General features: G+C 55.7%; 13 protein-coding genes and 1 tRNA gene. 9 read left to right on the top strand and 5 right to left on the bottom strand.

Annotated elements, in window-relative coordinates:
• Positions 1-23: 23 nt before the first annotated feature.
• Complete coding sequence (locus HWX69_RS14350; protein WP_178917753.1) at positions 24-3,086, bottom strand: PEP/pyruvate-binding domain-containing protein; 3,063 nt, start codon at positions 3,084-3,086, stop codon at positions 24-26.
• A gap of 776 nt (positions 3,087-3,862) precedes the next feature.
• Between HWX69_RS14350 and HWX69_RS14345 the strand changes: the two genes are divergently transcribed.
• Positions 3,863-5,011, top strand: a complete 1,149-nt coding sequence (locus HWX69_RS14345) for a glycosyltransferase (RefSeq protein WP_178917752.1) — start codon at positions 3,863-3,865, stop codon at positions 5,009-5,011.
• Positions 5,012-5,037: 26 nt separating this feature from the next.
• Here the strand turns inward: HWX69_RS14345 and HWX69_RS14340 are convergent, their stop codons facing one another.
• Complete coding sequence (locus tag HWX69_RS14340; protein ID WP_178917751.1) at positions 5,038-5,961, bottom strand: polysaccharide deacetylase family protein; 924 nt, start codon at positions 5,959-5,961, stop codon at positions 5,038-5,040.
• Between the two features lie 55 nt (positions 5,962-6,016).
• Here HWX69_RS14340 and HWX69_RS14335 point away from each other — a divergent pair, with 55 nt between their 5' ends.
• Positions 6,017-7,564 (top strand): alkaline phosphatase family protein, encoded by a 1,548-nt coding sequence (locus HWX69_RS14335; RefSeq protein ID WP_178917750.1) that lies wholly within the window; start codon positions 6,017-6,019, stop codon positions 7,562-7,564.
• Here HWX69_RS14335 and HWX69_RS14330 read toward each other — a convergent pair.
• From HWX69_RS14330 to HWX69_RS14320, 3 genes are all read right to left on the bottom strand, one after another.
• Positions 7,557-7,748: a hypothetical protein gene (locus tag HWX69_RS14330; protein ID WP_178917749.1), complete on the bottom strand. Its 192-nt coding sequence runs from the start codon at positions 7,746-7,748 to the stop codon at positions 7,557-7,559. The genes HWX69_RS14335 and HWX69_RS14330 overlap by 8 nt on opposite strands.
• Before the next feature lie 84 nt (positions 7,749-7,832).
• Complete coding sequence (locus HWX69_RS14325; RefSeq protein ID WP_246286514.1) at positions 7,833-8,894, bottom strand: glycosyltransferase family 4 protein; 1,062 nt, start codon at positions 8,892-8,894, stop codon at positions 7,833-7,835.
• A gap of 528 nt (positions 8,895-9,422) precedes the next feature.
• Positions 9,423-10,319 carry a DUF3267 domain-containing protein gene (locus HWX69_RS14320; protein ID WP_178917747.1) on the bottom strand — a complete coding sequence of 299 codons (897 nt, stop codon included), beginning with the start codon at positions 10,317-10,319 and terminating at the stop codon, positions 9,423-9,425.
• Positions 10,320-10,414: 95 nt separating this feature from the next.
• On the opposite strand from HWX69_RS14320, the gene aglM reads away from it, so the two are divergent.
• From aglM to HWX69_RS14285, 7 genes are all read left to right on the top strand, one after another.
• Positions 10,415-11,710: a UDP-glucose 6-dehydrogenase AglM gene (gene aglM / locus HWX69_RS14315; protein WP_178917746.1), complete on the top strand. Its 1,296-nt coding sequence runs from the start codon at positions 10,415-10,417 to the stop codon at positions 11,708-11,710.
• 44 nt (positions 11,711-11,754) lie between these two features.
• Positions 11,755-12,348: a tRNA (pseudouridine(54)-N(1))-methyltransferase TrmY gene (gene trmY, locus HWX69_RS14310; RefSeq protein WP_178917745.1), complete on the top strand. Its 594-nt coding sequence runs from the start codon at positions 11,755-11,757 to the stop codon at positions 12,346-12,348.
• Positions 12,349-12,406: 58 nt separating this feature from the next.
• A complete protein-coding gene (locus HWX69_RS14305; protein ID WP_178917744.1) occupies positions 12,407-13,168 on the top strand; it encodes a hypothetical protein in 762 nt (253 codons plus the stop codon).
• Positions 13,169-13,219: 51 nt separating this feature from the next.
• A tRNA-Pro gene (locus HWX69_RS14300) sits at positions 13,220-13,292 on the top strand.
• Between the two features lie 470 nt (positions 13,293-13,762).
• Entirely contained in the window at positions 13,763-14,212 is a 450-nt protein-coding gene (locus tag HWX69_RS14295; protein WP_178917743.1) for a type IV pilin domain-containing protein, read from the top strand.
• 21 nt (positions 14,213-14,233) lie between these two features.
• A complete protein-coding gene (locus HWX69_RS14290) occupies positions 14,234-14,719 on the top strand; it encodes a type IV pilin domain-containing protein (protein WP_178917742.1) in 486 nt (161 codons plus the stop codon).
• Positions 14,720-14,735: 16 nt separating this feature from the next.
• Positions 14,736-15,197: a type IV pilin domain-containing protein gene (locus HWX69_RS14285; RefSeq protein WP_178917741.1), complete on the top strand. Its 462-nt coding sequence runs from the start codon at positions 14,736-14,738 to the stop codon at positions 15,195-15,197.
• The last annotated feature ends 369 nt before the right edge of the window (positions 15,198-15,566 follow it).

The raw sequence follows: 15,566 nt of genomic DNA, 5'->3' as shown, positions 1-15,566 counted from the left end.
TCGCTGGGTCAACCCGATGCGAGTCACTGTACCACCTTGACATTCAAAGCTGCACAGTTCAGTTCGACGACCTCTGCCCGACGGAGCTGCTCATAGCGGTTCTCGCCGACGCCGATGGCGGCTGGCAACGAGAACTCGGCAGCTCGTACCGCCATGTGCGAATTTGCACCTCCGTACATCGTCACCAAGCCAGCGATATCGTGACCGAACAGCCAGTCGTATCCAGGATCTGCTTGCTCGATGAGGACAATTCGCCCGTTAAGCTCCTCGGGGTATACGTCACTGTCATTGAGTTCGACCACGTCGGCTATGAGGGTTTCGTTGGTCACGAAGTTCGCCTCACGTGACGGGCTTTCGAAGACGATGAAGTCGCTCTCATCAAAGAGGAGGGGTGGTAATTCGACGGATGTCGTCACTGTGTGTTGGTTTCGGCCGGCACGTATCTGTTCAGAGAGCCATCCTTCGACATCCGATGGTGGGTGGTTCAACGCCAGCTCGAAGTACGACTCCAGAGAGACGTGCGAGAGGTCCTCCCTCGACAGGCCGTGATCGGCACCGAACTCGGCGATACGTTCGAGTGCCGCACTCAAATTTCGTGAGAAGACGAACTTCGAGCGCTCCCGTCCCTCAATTGCCCGGACGAGGAAGTCGACGAACTCGTCCGCGGCAACCGGCAAGCCAATTCGCTCGAGTTCGTCCTCAATTCGAAGCTTCGTATCTTTGTCCCAGACATCGATGGGATTCGGGTGGCTTTCCGGTTCGCTGTCAGTCTCGACTACCGGACGAAGGTACTCCTTGGGGTTCTCAGCGTAGGCAGGCGAGGTAATCTCATACGTACCCGGACGAAGGTGACCGTAGGTGTCGACAAACTCATCCCATTCCAGGTCGCCCGAAGAGACTCGATAGCCGTCGCGTTCGAACTGTCGAGCGATAGTGTTCAGTGCGTTCTGAAAGTTACTGCGCTGGTCGGTCGTCAGAACACCCTTCCGTTCAAGTGAGTGTAGCAGTGACGTGGCGACGAATGCCGTCCGAGCGAGGTGGGCGAATGGGAGCGTACCGAACCTCCGACAGTCTTCGAGAAGCAAATATGCTTCCTTGAGCGATGGAAGATCTACCGAGGTTATCTCCTCATAGCGTTCCTCGAGCCGTTCGATCTGTGTGAGGTCGTCGTCGAGTCGATTGTACGCTTCAAGAGTAATCTCTTGGAGACCGTCCCGGAATAGCTCCAGTTCGTCTTCAGTGAACCCTGCATCGCGGAGTGGTTCGATTTGGTCCTCGTAGTCGAAAGTTAGGCAGGTCAGGACGATATCGAATTCAACTTTGTCGTGATATTCCGGATGAGCCTCAAGTCGATCGAGATAATACTCAATGAGACGTTCGGCGAGGTCGTCGGGGACCGAAGCCGGAATGAAGGAGTTGAAATCGGCTCGAACGTCCACATAGGGCTGTCCGGCGAAGCATTTCATCAAAGAGTGGGGGCGGACGTCACGGTAACCGTATTCGGCACGCTGCTGTGCCCAGGTTTCGTTCATAATTAGATAACGGTATAGTGAGGTGGCGAGTTGCTTAGGTTTCCGTCCGATAATCTCCGCTGGGTTCCAGTCGGGCATCACGCCGTAGATGGTCCGGTCGCCCATGACGACCGGCGGCGTAGTTTGGGAGTTGACGAACTCCTCACCCGCTTGGTCGACGGTTTGGAAGAGGGTTTCGTCGTCGACTCTGTTCTCTGTGGGATCAATGGTCATTGGCCGCGCTTGAAGCACATAGACGTTACCCAAACTGTCGACGGCGAATTCGATATCGAGGCTATCGTGAGCGATGAGCTCCTCAAGCTCCCGTATAGCTTTGAATAATGGACCTATCGACAACTTCGAGGGAAACTGTTGCCCTTCCGATGCGGACTCTATGTCCTTGATATCGACGTCCTTCCTGATAATTGCGGTTTTAAGGTGTTCACCGGTTCCGTCGGTCACGGATTCGGTGCTCGATGTCGTTGCGTCGTAGTTGATTACGTAATATGGGCCTCCGTTTCCGAGCGACCGGGTCATGACAACTCCGCTCTGGTCAACATCGTCGACCATCGGCTGAACAAGGACCTGGTTCTCTGGATTGTCGTCCGGGTACGAGTCAATCACTTTGACGATTGCGTCGGTTAACTCGGCCGAATTATCCGAGGAAACATTGAGAACGCTTTCGAAGGCACCCGCGTTTGACTCCTCGAAGCCATCCTCGGCGAGGGCGCTACTACGGACGATGATTGGTTCTCCCTTGAACCGCGTATGGATTAATTCGCAGATTGAATCTGGATCATCAAGCCACTCATTGACGGTAAATGTGTGTTGGTCGAGAATATTGCTCTCGGTAACGCGGGATTGGAGTCGCCGGAGAGTGTTGGCCTTCGTATCTAAGACGAACCGCGAGATGTCCTCGGCGGTCTCGAGTTCTGCCCATTGGCCGCCGATGTCGACCACTTCTATAGTAATGCCGGTTGCCGCGAGGGATTGGAGGAGGTCGGGGATGTCGGCATCTCGGCTTATCGTCCGGGCGCTCCATAGCGACCGAGATCGCTTGATGGCCATCGGGGAGAGTCGGACCAGTCCGGTGAATTCTGCGTCGGCTTCGCTCTTCGAAATGTCGGTGTCCGCAGCGATTAGCCTTCCGTCCTTGATACAGACTTTCTCTGCGCGCTCAAGGCTCTCCTCAGTCCGTGTATGGTAGCGAGTCTGCCAATCAAGGTCAACTGCCACTGAGTTCATGCCTTGGAGGGCGTCGACAGCCGTCGATTCGAAAACGGTGTCCGCATAACAGACGAACACAGAGCGGTCGGTGGAAAGCGGCGCCGCAAACAGTGATGCGACGGAACCAGTCTCTTCCCACTCCTCATTCTGCGAGAAGTGGATATTCGGGTACTCATCGACGATTTCGTCCATTCGATATCCTCCCACGAAATGAATCTCCGGATCCTCAAGCGACTGTCTGAACGCTTCAAGCAGCCAGTCTAAGGCTCTCCGGTCGCCCGACGTATGGGTCAGTGCGGAGGGCTCGGTGCCGGCGAATGGGCGGCCGGCACCGAGGATAATGACCATAGGAGAGTTCATGTATGCTTGCTATTTGAGTTGGCAGTTAAGTTTCTTTCTAGTATTACACTCTGTTAGATTCGGAACTCAACCTAGAGAACTGAGATTCTCGGGGCGTTGTCCTTATGCAAGTCGCTGAAGAATCACGGCAGGCTTGATATACTGAATAAGGTCTCTGTTTCGATTTCATTGGTCCGATAGTGTAATGATTACCTGAACAGTACGATCTCGAAAGCTCTTGAAACGCTCGTCAACGCTATGGGAATCTCTTCGATCAACTTTGATAGGACCAAGCAGCTACTCAACTTCGTCGTGAGTCCGACGGTTGAATTCGATGGCTTCCATGAGGTGAAGCGACGAATCCGCCACACGCGTATCTCGGCGCATATTCATCGGGATGTGAGATATTGGGGGCCACTCAGCGTCGCCTATGATCCCGACCAAACGGATATTCGCGCTACTCCACTCACCCATCTAACTTGGTGACAGCTCGTTTATTTTTACGCTGTGTATGTACACTCTAAGGCGTACGTATTGAGGGAAAAGGCTAGGATCTGAGTAATTATTGAGCTACTCCGGGCCTTCACGGTGAACCGTCCATCCGCACGGCTTCTGAGTCTCTCCGGGCTCAAACGGGCTGTTATAAGAAAGTAAATTCGTTCGTTGACCCGGTGGGTCGACCTGATAATCTAGAACCACTCTAGAACCGATTCAGACATAAACATGGATGGCGCCGACTGCTTCTTCCAAAGGTTAACTTCACTGGAAATCTGAGATGGACAGCAGTGAACAACATCCTGTTCGTAACCACGTCAGACCTCTCTGGCACGCTTGGTCACAATATCGCGACCCGGGAGGTGGTAGCAGCACTGTGCAGGCATCCTGACCTCCGGGTATCGGTGATCTGTCCGTCGCCGCTTCGGACGATGCCGGAGGAAATACAGTATGATATCGCAAAGTTCTATTTCCTACCGCAACAATTAGATGGATCAATCCGGACTCGATTTGAGACGCAGACTAAGATGTTGGTGAAGATCCACAGAGCTATCCAGGAGATGGATCCGGATGCAGTCGTTAGCCGCCACTCTCCAACGATGATATCCGCGCCGGTCGGGACAACGATGTACGGACTTCCGTATATCCTGCTCGTTCGCGGACTTTCCCACGAGGACCTCAAATTTAGTACTATTTTGCGGTTGTTGTTCCATATTAATGTTCGGGCAGCCGACGAAGTGTATGCCGCATTCAAAGAAATTAAACAACGGACAGACACGATTCGCCGTCCGGAACAAGCGGAGACGAACCTCTTCGCCAACGCGGTGAATCCAGCGAACTTCAAGACCGACGATCTCGAAACATCTCGGCGCGGACTAGATTTTGATATCGATCCTTCGGAATTCGTGGTTGGATTTGTTGGCAGCCTCGAAGCCTATCACAAGGTTGACCACCTGATACTCGCAACCGCCGAGTTCGACGACGTTTCAGTCATTATTGTCGGTGATGGACCCCAGCGGAAGCGTCTGGAAGAACTTGTCGCAGAAGAGGGTTTGACTGATCGCATTCGATTCACGGGCTATATAGACCATGACCGTATCGACGAATACATCGCCGCCTGTGATGTGATGTACGGGGTAATAGCCCCAGACCACCCAGGAAATGCTATCAAGTGTTACGAATACCTCATTTGTGAGCGTCCCGTAATAACCGACTCAAGGGAAGCATTCGAGTTCGTTGGCGAAATTGGGGCGGGCCTCACCATCGACTCCACGGAAGTTGACGATGTCGCCAAAGCGATAACCGAACTGAAAGAACGCCCTCGGACCGAACTCCTTGAGATGGGACGTCGTGGCCACGATTACGTCGCTGCGAACCATACGTGGGACCAATTGGCAGACTCCATCGCGACCGACATAGAGCAACTGATCGACAAGTAGGTGGCTATTTCAAGTAGCGAAACTGACTAAGGCCAACTGTTGAGTCCTCGCATAGGGACGATTGATATCTCGTTAGCCTTGTGGTGGTTCGCAAGCGTTTTTATGAACGTTTCAATTGGAGGCCACTGAGATTCGTTCGCGAGGTTGTACAGGTGGCTCCAGTAGTGAATCGAAGTGTCATCTCGGACGGCCCGCTTTAGCCCTGACAGGAGAAATTGCTCATGGTGAGCCTGTCGCATGCGGCGAGGCAAGACACGATAGGCCAGATGTGGATTTGCTACCCCTCGGGAGAGGTACGTCGCTGTGAGTGTCATCAATGATGACGACCGTGTCTCGGTTATCCCCTCTATATCTACTGGGTCTCCGACGGGATGGTTTCGGAGTAGCGTCCAGAGATACTCCCTGATCGGGTTTGACGGTCGGGCCTCATCAAAGGGCATCCGTATCACCGAGATACCGTGATCTTCGATTACATCTCGAGGAGGGTCGCTGTGGCGTGGTGGCACCATCGATGTCAATGACTCGGGGTGAACCTCCTCCACCTTCGAAAGCTCCCAGTCCACTACATCGCGCGAAACTTCTGCACAGAGGATATGGCTAAATGTATGAGTGCATATTTCATGATCTACATTGGACTCACGAATCGCTTCAATGAGGTCAGGCGCGTAGAACAGGGGGTCCCGATCAACATTGGTTCCGGGATCTGCGTCAAACCACCCCTCTGGGTGTGGGCCTTTGTGATTCCCACTGCAGGTGTTAAGGAGGAGGTGACCGACAACGTCGAAGCTAATCGGTATTTCGAACTCGTCACAAAGTTCTAACAATCGTTCGAGAGCGGCTCGCTCCGCCTTCCCGTCATCACTGAGTTCGGGAATATCTGACGGTGGAGCGAGGTCGTGGAACCCCCACCCTAGTTCCACCTCAAGGCTAATTGTGACTTGTCCAGCCATTCGGAGACTTCTACTACTCCAGAAGGTATAGGTTCCGTGGTACGTACCCCACAACATGAGCAAGGAACGACCGAAGACGGTCGTGTTCGGTCTTGACGGCGCGCACTTCGAACTCCTCGAACCGTGGATTGCCGACGGAAAACTACCCAACGTTGAGCAGGCTATTAAGGAGGGTGTCTCTACGGACCTGCACTCTGTGCTACCCCCTGTCACGTCGCCGAATTGGAAATCCTACGCAACGGGGAAGAATCCTGGAAAATTCGGCATCTTTTGGTGGGAGAATATCGATATCGATCAACGACGTATATATTATCCAAGCGATAGGAAAAACGTTGAGGCCGAGTACTGGGAGGTACTTTCTGAGATCGATGATGAACGGCCCGGGGTCCTCGGTGTGCCGACAACGTATCCACCAAAAGAGGTTGATGAGTTCGTTGTCTCAGGGGCGCCTGATAGCGAGAACACTGGTTACACCTATCCGGCCAGTCTTGAACACCGCCTCCGTGAGGAGTACGACTATCAAGTCACAACGAAGAACGAACTCCGGGCAACGCCCAACGCTGCGGCTGATGAAATTCTAGATCTTATTGACATCCGGTTCAATGTGGCACATGATCTCTTCGAAGAGTACAACCTTACCTTCCTGCAAGTGACTACGTTCTATATCAACTCACTACATCATTACTTCTGGGACCACAAGTACACACTCCAAGGGTGGCAGATTATTGATAAACACCTAGGGAAATTCCTTGACGAAGGCTTTGATGTCGTCCTCATGAGCGACCATGGGGCGAACCAAATCGAATGCACGTTCAATATTAACACGTGGCTTGAACGGGAAGGGTACCTGGAACTTGATGCCGGCGTCGCTGAATTCGTACACGGGCTGGGTATCAATAGAGACCGACTTCTCCGGTTGGCGTCAATTATCGGACTTCAGGATTTGGCTGTCCGGTTAACCCCACAGCGGATACGCGACATGATACCCGACGAACAGGGACAGCTTATCCATGAAAGTAAGGCGTCGAACATCGACTGGGAAAAGACTGATGCCGTCGCAAGTGGACAGGGACCTCTCTATATTACCCACAATCGGAATTCCTCAGAGTACGATGATATTCGAGAAGAACTTCGCGAGAAGCTGTTAAGCGTCAAGGGACCGCGCGGGGAGGCGATTGTAGCTGATGTCTACCGGGGAGAGGAAGTGTATTCTGGGCAGTACAGCAACGAAGCTCCGGATCTCGTGATTGACCAGGGTTCCGGCATTCACATACCGGGTGGTATCGGTCGTGACGAGATTTTCAGTAGGCCTGAAGAGGATGGCTGGCGGGGAGAGAACAAACGCGAGGGCCTATTCGTGGCTACAGGTCCCAGCTTTACTCAGGGCGAGACCGAACCATTAAGCATCCTCGACTTGGCGCCCACCCTCCTGCATCTCCGCGGGTGTTCGGTACCGACCGACATGGACGGGGAGGTCCGGACCGATATCTTTGCTGAGGAGAGCGACCCTGATCGGAGGAAGCCAACGTACCGTCAGGTGGACATGAAGATGGCCGAGAAAAGACGAATCCGACAAGCAGCAAATCAGATATCACTCAGCTGAGATAGCCGAGATCCTCGAGGCGACTCTCGACCTCTTCATTTCGCTTTGTGTCGTTCTCCAGTTCATTCATCACGAGGGACAGCACCGTCTCAGCGTACTCCTCGATTGAGTCGAACCCGTGTTCGTCGGCTCGTCGCTCAAGTACGGCTCCGGTGTCATCATCAACATCGAGCGTCAATTCCATATATCATCACTCGTCTGGAACAATTTATTTTAATCGGAGGAGGCGGGCTCGGGAGTCAGAATCGGGTAGAGTGTGTCTAGCCGGTTAAAGGGTTGAGAGTATCGATTCGTAACGCTCTATCGCGGCCGCGAAGCTATACTCCTCTTCGGCGAAGGTACGACACTCGTCGCTCGTCTCCGTGGAGGTGGCTTCCAGTACCGAGACGATTCGCTCGGCGGCTTCTGGAGGTGTCTCTTCCTTGAGCAAGTAACCAGTCATTCCAGGCAGCACGACATCTGTCACACCTGAGACCGGACGCGCACACACGGGCGTCCCACATGCCATCGATTCCAATATCGTAGTAGGGAGTCCCTCGGTCCGCGATGTCATTACTAAGAGCCGAAACTGGTTGAGGAGTTCGGGAACTCGGTTGTGGTTGACCCAGCCGGTTATCTCTACTCTTCCAGCGTTAATTTCGGTCGCGAGTTCGTCGGCAATCCACGACCGTAATTCACCGTCGCCAACGAACACAAATTTAATATTGGTAGGGAGTTCTGCTACGATGTCAACTAGCTCCCTGATGCCTTTCTCTTCCGCCAACCGTCCAACGTACCCGAGACAGCGGTCGCGCTCTTGGTATGGAGTAATCGGCCGGAACTGCTCGGTATCTACGTGCCAGGCTCCGTTACGGTGGAGCTTCTCCTCATGTATACCTAACTCAAGGTCGTCGGCCATCCCCGATGAGAGAGTTATTATCGCGTCGGCCGCTTGGTATCCCAATCGTTCGAGACCCCAAACCAGCCGCGAAGCAAAGTACGCAATGGGATATGGAAGCTTTTCGCACCAGACCTGATAGAGCGACTCAGGCACGTTTCCTCGTGGTTGGAGTACGACAGTCTTGCCGAGAAGATTCGCAAAAAGGATGGGCAGCAAGTACGACGTTGAACCGAAGAATAGAATGACATCCTCGTCCCGTTGAAGAACTGCCCGACAAATTCGTAGCTGGTTACGGAGGAACCGTGCAGCCGCCGTTGGAAGTCTCTCACCTGTCGGGGCGTCGCTTATTTCGACGGTCTCGTAGGCGTCCCTCAGCGAGGAATTTTTTGAGAGATGCGCTGTGACGAGTGATACTGTTGTGACCGCACTCAGAACCTCAAGTAACTGCATTGTCGCCGTCTCGCTTGCTGAAGCAAGTGGTTGCGTAACGACGCAAACGGAAGGCTGGCTAGACATCTATAATACCACCTACTAGGGGTATACGAATGGCTTTTTTGGACGGCGATGACAGAATTGACTACTGAACTATGTATAAGTTCTCAGACACCCGTATCTCTGCTAATAATTAATTATCGTTAGCGTCATTGGGTGGAGATATGTGGGCACCAGGTTATCGGAATGTCCGCCGGCTCCAGGTCAGAAGTAAACGAATATGGATGTTAGCGAGATGACGGCCGAACGACTCAAAGTTGGGGCGCATGCCATACTTGAACCCGGCCACAACCTGTGGGTCTTCCCCCACTATGCAAACATAATCTTCAAATATCACAGACTAAACCAGGTGCTGAGAATTGATTGCGAGAAAGACGCAAATGATACTTACGCAGCCGTAAATATGAGTGCTGGACCGTCTAAGGTAATCACTGGCTACTTGTAATCAATATCACCATATCTCAGTAGCATTTTCCATCCGATCTCCTATGCACAGACTCCTCCATGCCGATATGCACGCATGTACGCATACACTACTCCGAGAACCGGAGCGAGTACCAACCATAACGGCCCGACGCTGTAGGAGAAGCCGTCGGCGCTCGTCTCGTAGGCAAAGAGGAACAGCGGCGAGTTCGGGAAACCGAGGCGTATCGACCCTACTCCAGTCACTCCTAACACCAACGGCACGACGACAGCAACGACTACTAACACGGCAAGTGCGGCCGCCCCGGTGCCCAAGAGTACGTCCCAAACGACTCTAACTGGTGATTGATCCCCCATCGATGGCGCCTCATCGGGTTGACCATACACCGACAGCCCGGTTCGCGTATCGAGTACCGTCACGGTCGATGGATAGCTAAGCATCGTCAGCGCCATCCACACGTCGCCGACCGCACCACCAGCGTTCGCCGCAAGCGGGACGGCCAGCCACGGGAGTTCCAACGCGACCATCAGCGGCGTGCCGACCAGCGTCAACACGACTAGCGGGGCGAGGGTGATGACGAGAAACTGGTTTCGGGTGAAGCGGTCTTCGGCCGTTGCGTAGGCATACGGGAAGACGAAGTACGAGAGACCGAGGCCGTATCGCGGCCGCCCGCCGTACAGTCGCATCGCTAGTCCGTGGACGAGTTCGTGAGGAATAATAACGCCGAACAGCAACGTGAGGAACACGAGTATCGACAACCCGGCGTTCCACCAGCCGGCGTCGCTCCCGATACCGAAGGCGAAGGCGGCGCTGTCGCCGGTGGCGAGGTAGTACACGCCGATGAAGGCGAATAGACCGGCGACGAATCCCATGGTGGAGACCGCGGTCCACTGCAACGCCAGCGAACGAGACAGCGAGTATTCGGCCAGGCGGCTATCGGAGGGTTCAGCCGTCGACATACTTCTTCGACCGCGGCTGGCAGGGTAAGTGTGGGGGCTGCCGCCCGTCAGCGGTAAGCCGAAGCCTCAAACCCTCCCGACTGCAACCCAGAGGCATGAACGTAAGCGTCGTCGGAAGCGGCTACGTCGGGACCACGCTGTCGGCGTGTCTGGCCGACCTCGGCCACGATGTCACCGCTATCGACGTCGACGAGGAGACTGTCGAACGACTCGATGCTGGCGAAACGACCATCCACCAACCCGGACTTGACCCGCTGGTTTCGGCGTACGCCGGATCGCGCCTCAAAGCGACCACCGACCACGCGGCCGCTGCTGACACCGACCTCACTTTCCTCGCCGTCGGGACGCCCGCTACTGAGGACGGCTCTATCGACCCGAGCGGTCTCCTCGCGGCCGCCGAAGACGTCGGTGAAGCAATCGCCGACAAAGACGGCTATCATCTTGTCGTCGTCAAATCGACTGTCCTCCCCGACATTATCGAAGACGAACTGATCCCGGCAATCGAACGTGCCTCAGGGAAGACCGACGGCGAAGAGTTCGGCGTCGCCGTCAACCCCGAATTCCTACGTGAGGGCAGCGCCGTGGACGACTTCATGGACCCCGACCGAATCGTCATCGGCACCGACGGCGACCCACGTGCGCTCCAACAGCTCGCTGAGTTGTACGAACCGCTCATCACCGACTGGGATGTACCAACTGTCGAAACCGGGCGTCGGGAGGCGGCGATGATAAAGTACGCCAGCAACGCCTTCCTCGCGGCGAAGGTGAGCCTCATCAACGACCTCGGTAACATCTGCAAGGAGTTCGGTGTCGACACCTACGCGGTCGCCGACGCGATGGGGATGGACGACCGCATCGGCGAGCGGTTCCTCAATTCCGGGGTGGGTTGGGGGGGTAGCTGCTTCCCGAAAGAGACCGCTGCCCTCGCTGCGGCTGCCCGGGACAACGACTACAGGCCGGCGATGATAGAAGCCGCAATCGAAGTCAACGATGGCCAACCCGAGCGCATGCTCGAACTGCTCGATTCCCACGTCGATAGCGAGGCCAAACGCATCGCTGTCCTCGGGTTGGCGTTCAAAGCCGGAACCGACGACATCCGCGGCTCTCGTGCCAAGCCGATCATCGAAGGGCTGCAGAATCGCGGCGCCGACATCGTCGCCTACGACCCACTGGCCAACGAGGCAATGGCCGAACAGTACACTGATATCGAATACGTCGACTCAGCGGCAGAGGCCCTCGACGGCGCTTACGGCGTGGCCGTCGTCACTGACTGGCCGGAGTTCACTGACCTATACGAGGAGTTCGACGAGATGGCCGACCCCGTGGTCGTAGATGGCCGGCGTATCATTAGCCGACGGGACGGACTCACCTACGAGGGGCTGACCTGGTAGAGTAAAACGCGACGCCTATACCACCAGCCATTGCAACGAACTGTATGCGCCAGTTCGTCATCGTCGGCCACGACGCGCCGACGACTCCCGACTTCTCGCTCGAAGACCTGCCCGGCACCGGCCGTCTCGACGTGTTGTGTCGGTGTGTCAACAGCGCTTTTTTCCTCTCACACGCGCTCCGTGAGGACGTTTGCGTCCACCTCGTGTTGGCCGACGAGTACGTCGTTCGCTTCGAAGGCACGGAGCTGCGGCGACTCAATCCCGACGAGCGGTCGACGGCAGCGCTGATTCGCGGCGCGCTCGAAGCCCGTGAGGGCGCCATCGGCGCGATGGAGGCAAACCCCTCTCCTGGCGTCTACATTGGCAAAGGGGATTTCGAGTCGACTGTCCGCTCTGTCGCCGAGGAGAGCACGGTCGTCGAACTCCACGAAGAGGGCCGGCCCGTGGTCGAACTCGAACCACCAAGTGACTCAGCGTTCGTTCTCTCGGACCACCACGACTTCACCGACGACGAGGCCGAATGCCTCGCCGAGTTGGCCGACGAACGCGTTTCCCTCGGCCCGAAGGCACTCCACGCTGACCATGCCATTACGGTCGCACACAACTATCTCGACACCGACGGGTTCAATATATACTGAACTCTATCCCCGGTTTAAGCTGGGAATTTAAGTAAGCCGATGGAGAATCCCACTGTGTATGTCCCTCCAAATCGGTGACGCGCTCGGTGACGGTATTCGCCGGTCGCTCACGTACAGTGGTGGCGTCCTGATGGTACTGACGTTCGTGTATCAACTGCTGTTCCTCGGGTCGGTCAACGCGGTGTTCATCGACATCCTCCCGCCGGAGGCCCAGCAATCCGGCCAGCTCGGATTCGCACTGCCGGTTCCCGCGGCCGTCGCCAGTGTTATCGCGGTCGTTGGTCTGGCGTTCGGTGTCGTCCTCTACATCGCCGCGACGCGGGCGTTGACCCGCGAGCAGTCGGAGTTGAACTCCCTGCCCGGAGAGCTCTTCACCCGCCGAATGGGCCGGGCGTTCATCTCGTCCATCGGTGCCAACATCATCGTCACGATCGCGGTCACTATCGGGTTCATCTTGCTGTTCGTCCCCGGTATCTTCCTTGCGATTAGCTTCATTTTCGTCATCTTCGCCATCGGCGTCGAGGACGAACGCGCTATGGACTCCTTGAGCCGCAGTTGGGAACTCGCAAGCGGCAACCGCTGGGGCCTGTTCGCGCTCGGTCTCATCGTCGGCGTCATCACGGCTGTCGGGAGTAGCATCGGCTCGGTGGCTTCCTTCGTAAGCCCCGCCGCCGGTCAAGTCCTGAGCCTCGCGCTCACGTCGGTGTTCGCTATCATCAGCTATGGTATTCTCGCCGACGCATACCTGCAAGTTCGTGGCGAGAAGCCGGGCAGTGGCGGTGGCACCACAGAGCCAACCTCGGACCCCGAGGCGCTCTGAATCGAGCCGCATCATAACCCTTAAAGTCGGCGCCGGCCTCGTATCGAGTGCGGGCCGGTGGGGTAGCTTGGTATCCTTCGGCCTTCGGGTGGCCGTAACCACGATTCAAATTCGTGCCGGCCCATTGCCCGCTTCGGTTTTTTGATACCTACGTTCCCACAGCGACAGTTCTCAGGGTTCGGCGTTTTCGCTACTCTTGGCCGTCTCGTTCGCCACTCTAACGGAGAAGTGAGTCGATAGGGTGTGAACTCATTCTGTCGGCTATCCCTACCACTTGGTGTGTCGTCACAACCTGAAGACGGGCCGGGTGTTTTATGCCGATAGCCACCAGAGGTAGAGATGCACTCGACGGGGTTATTCCATGCCCTGAGTCGGTGTGCGCCCAAACCGGGTGCTGTCAGCGTCACACCTCGGCCCCCTCCGCCGGGGGCTGGTTTCGTGACTTCTCGAAATTCTCAATCTATCAGTGTGCCGTCCGTGGGTTTTACCCGCCCGACTCACGGCCTGAGTCGGCTTGCATCTTTATTACAGATGGCTCTGATTGGATAGGATAAGCGTACCCTACCCGCAGAGGGTGTGTGCGTTGACACAACCATGGAATTGAAACACCTGCTCACAGCAGACGAGGAGAATCGTGCGGTATCCCCCGTTATAGGGGTTATCCTGATGGTCGCGATTACGGTGATTCTGGCAGCCGTCATCGGAACGTTCGTGCTGGGGCTTGGCGACCAGGTCCAGCAAACCAGTCCGAATGCACAATGGAACTGGGAGGTTGACGGAGGAGACCTCAACGTCACCCATGAAGGAGGAGACTCAGTGGAGGCGACCACATTGGAAGCCACGGGGTCAAACACGCCATCGGGAGCCACTTGTAGTGTTAATGATCCCGCAACTAGCAACAATTGGACCTCTGCATCCGTGACTGCTGGCGATACTTGCCAGGTCAATAATAATGACATTTCTGATGGTGATGAGTTCCGCCTCATTTGGACAGCCGAAGGCGGCGGCTCCTCCTCCACGCTCACGTCCTACACGGCCAACTAAAGCAACCGACAATTCAAAACAATGCAATTCACAGGCCTCTTCAAATCTGACGAAGAACGCGCTGTATCGCCCGTCATCGGGGTTATCCTGATGGTTGCGATAACCGTTATCCTCGCGGCCGTCATCGGGACGTTCGTCCTCGGCTTGGGCGACCAAGTCCAGCAAACGAGCCCGAACGCCCAGTGGGAAACCGACTACAACTCAAGTTCCTCGTGGGCGATCTCCCACACGAGTGGTGACGACGTTGACGAGACGACATTGAAAGTGTCGCTGAGCGGAGCGAGTAATCTTGATAATGGCGATTACGACTGGTCGACGTTAGGAACAGGCTCCGATACGACGGTCTCCGCTGGAGATAGCGCGGAATTCAATAATACTGCAGGTTCCTACAATAGCGGGTCTTGGACTGATGGTGAGCTGGATAGCGCAACCATTCGTCTCGTCTGGACTGCCGAGGGCGGCGGCAGCTCCTCGACGCTGACCACGTGGGAAGGACCAAACGCCTAAACTAATTAACACGATAATGAGATTCACACAACTCTTCACGACCGACGAATCGGAACGCGCAGTCTCGCCAGTGATTGGCGTCATCCTGATGGTAGCGATAACCGTCATCCTCGCGGCCGTCATTGGGACGTTCGTCCTTGGCTTGGGCGACCAAGTCCAGCAAACCAGCCCAAACGCCCAATGGGATTGGGATCAGAACAGTAGCAACGCGCTCGAAATAACACATGAAGGCGGAGACTCGGTCACGGCAACGAACTTAGAGGTAACTGGTGGTAGCAATCTAGGCACGTCGCCTGCATGCGCATCCGCGAATGCTCACAATAACTGGACCAGTAGCACCGTTACTGCTGGGACCAGTTGCCTTGCCGTTAACGGTTCAGTCACGCATTCCGAGCCAGCTTCCGGTACGTACCGCCTGATCTGGACGGCAGAAGGTGGCGGCAGCTCGTCGACGCTCTCGACGTACGAAGCTAACTAACGACCGTCATCAATTTTTCAGTATTTGCTCGATACACCAACAGACACATCAACTTCGAAACGGGCGCTTGTCCGAACGGACAACCCGCCAACGTACGCCGACCCCTGGCGTCGGTTGTTGAACTCCCACGATCTCCGATTCGTCCGTGGATCGACGGCTCCCGCCCGGTCTGCTATCACGGGCTGCAAGTCGCCATTCAGCACGATTGGTTGCTGGAATCGTGGGACGCCGTTACGGCACGCGCGCTCAACGAGCTGGCGGCGTGGGTGTGTGCCTCCGGGTCGATAGACGGCGTGTTCACGCCATACTTCGTCGTCGAACACGCCCTCGAAGAGCGATTCCAACAAGTGGCCGCCGCCGCCAACCTAT

It is taken from the genome of Natronomonas gomsonensis, from assembly GCF_013391635.1.
Classification (GTDB): Archaea; Halobacteriota; Halobacteria; order Halobacteriales; family Haloarculaceae; genus Natronomonas; species Natronomonas gomsonensis_A.
This window is presented reverse-complemented; position numbering and strand designations above follow the sequence as displayed.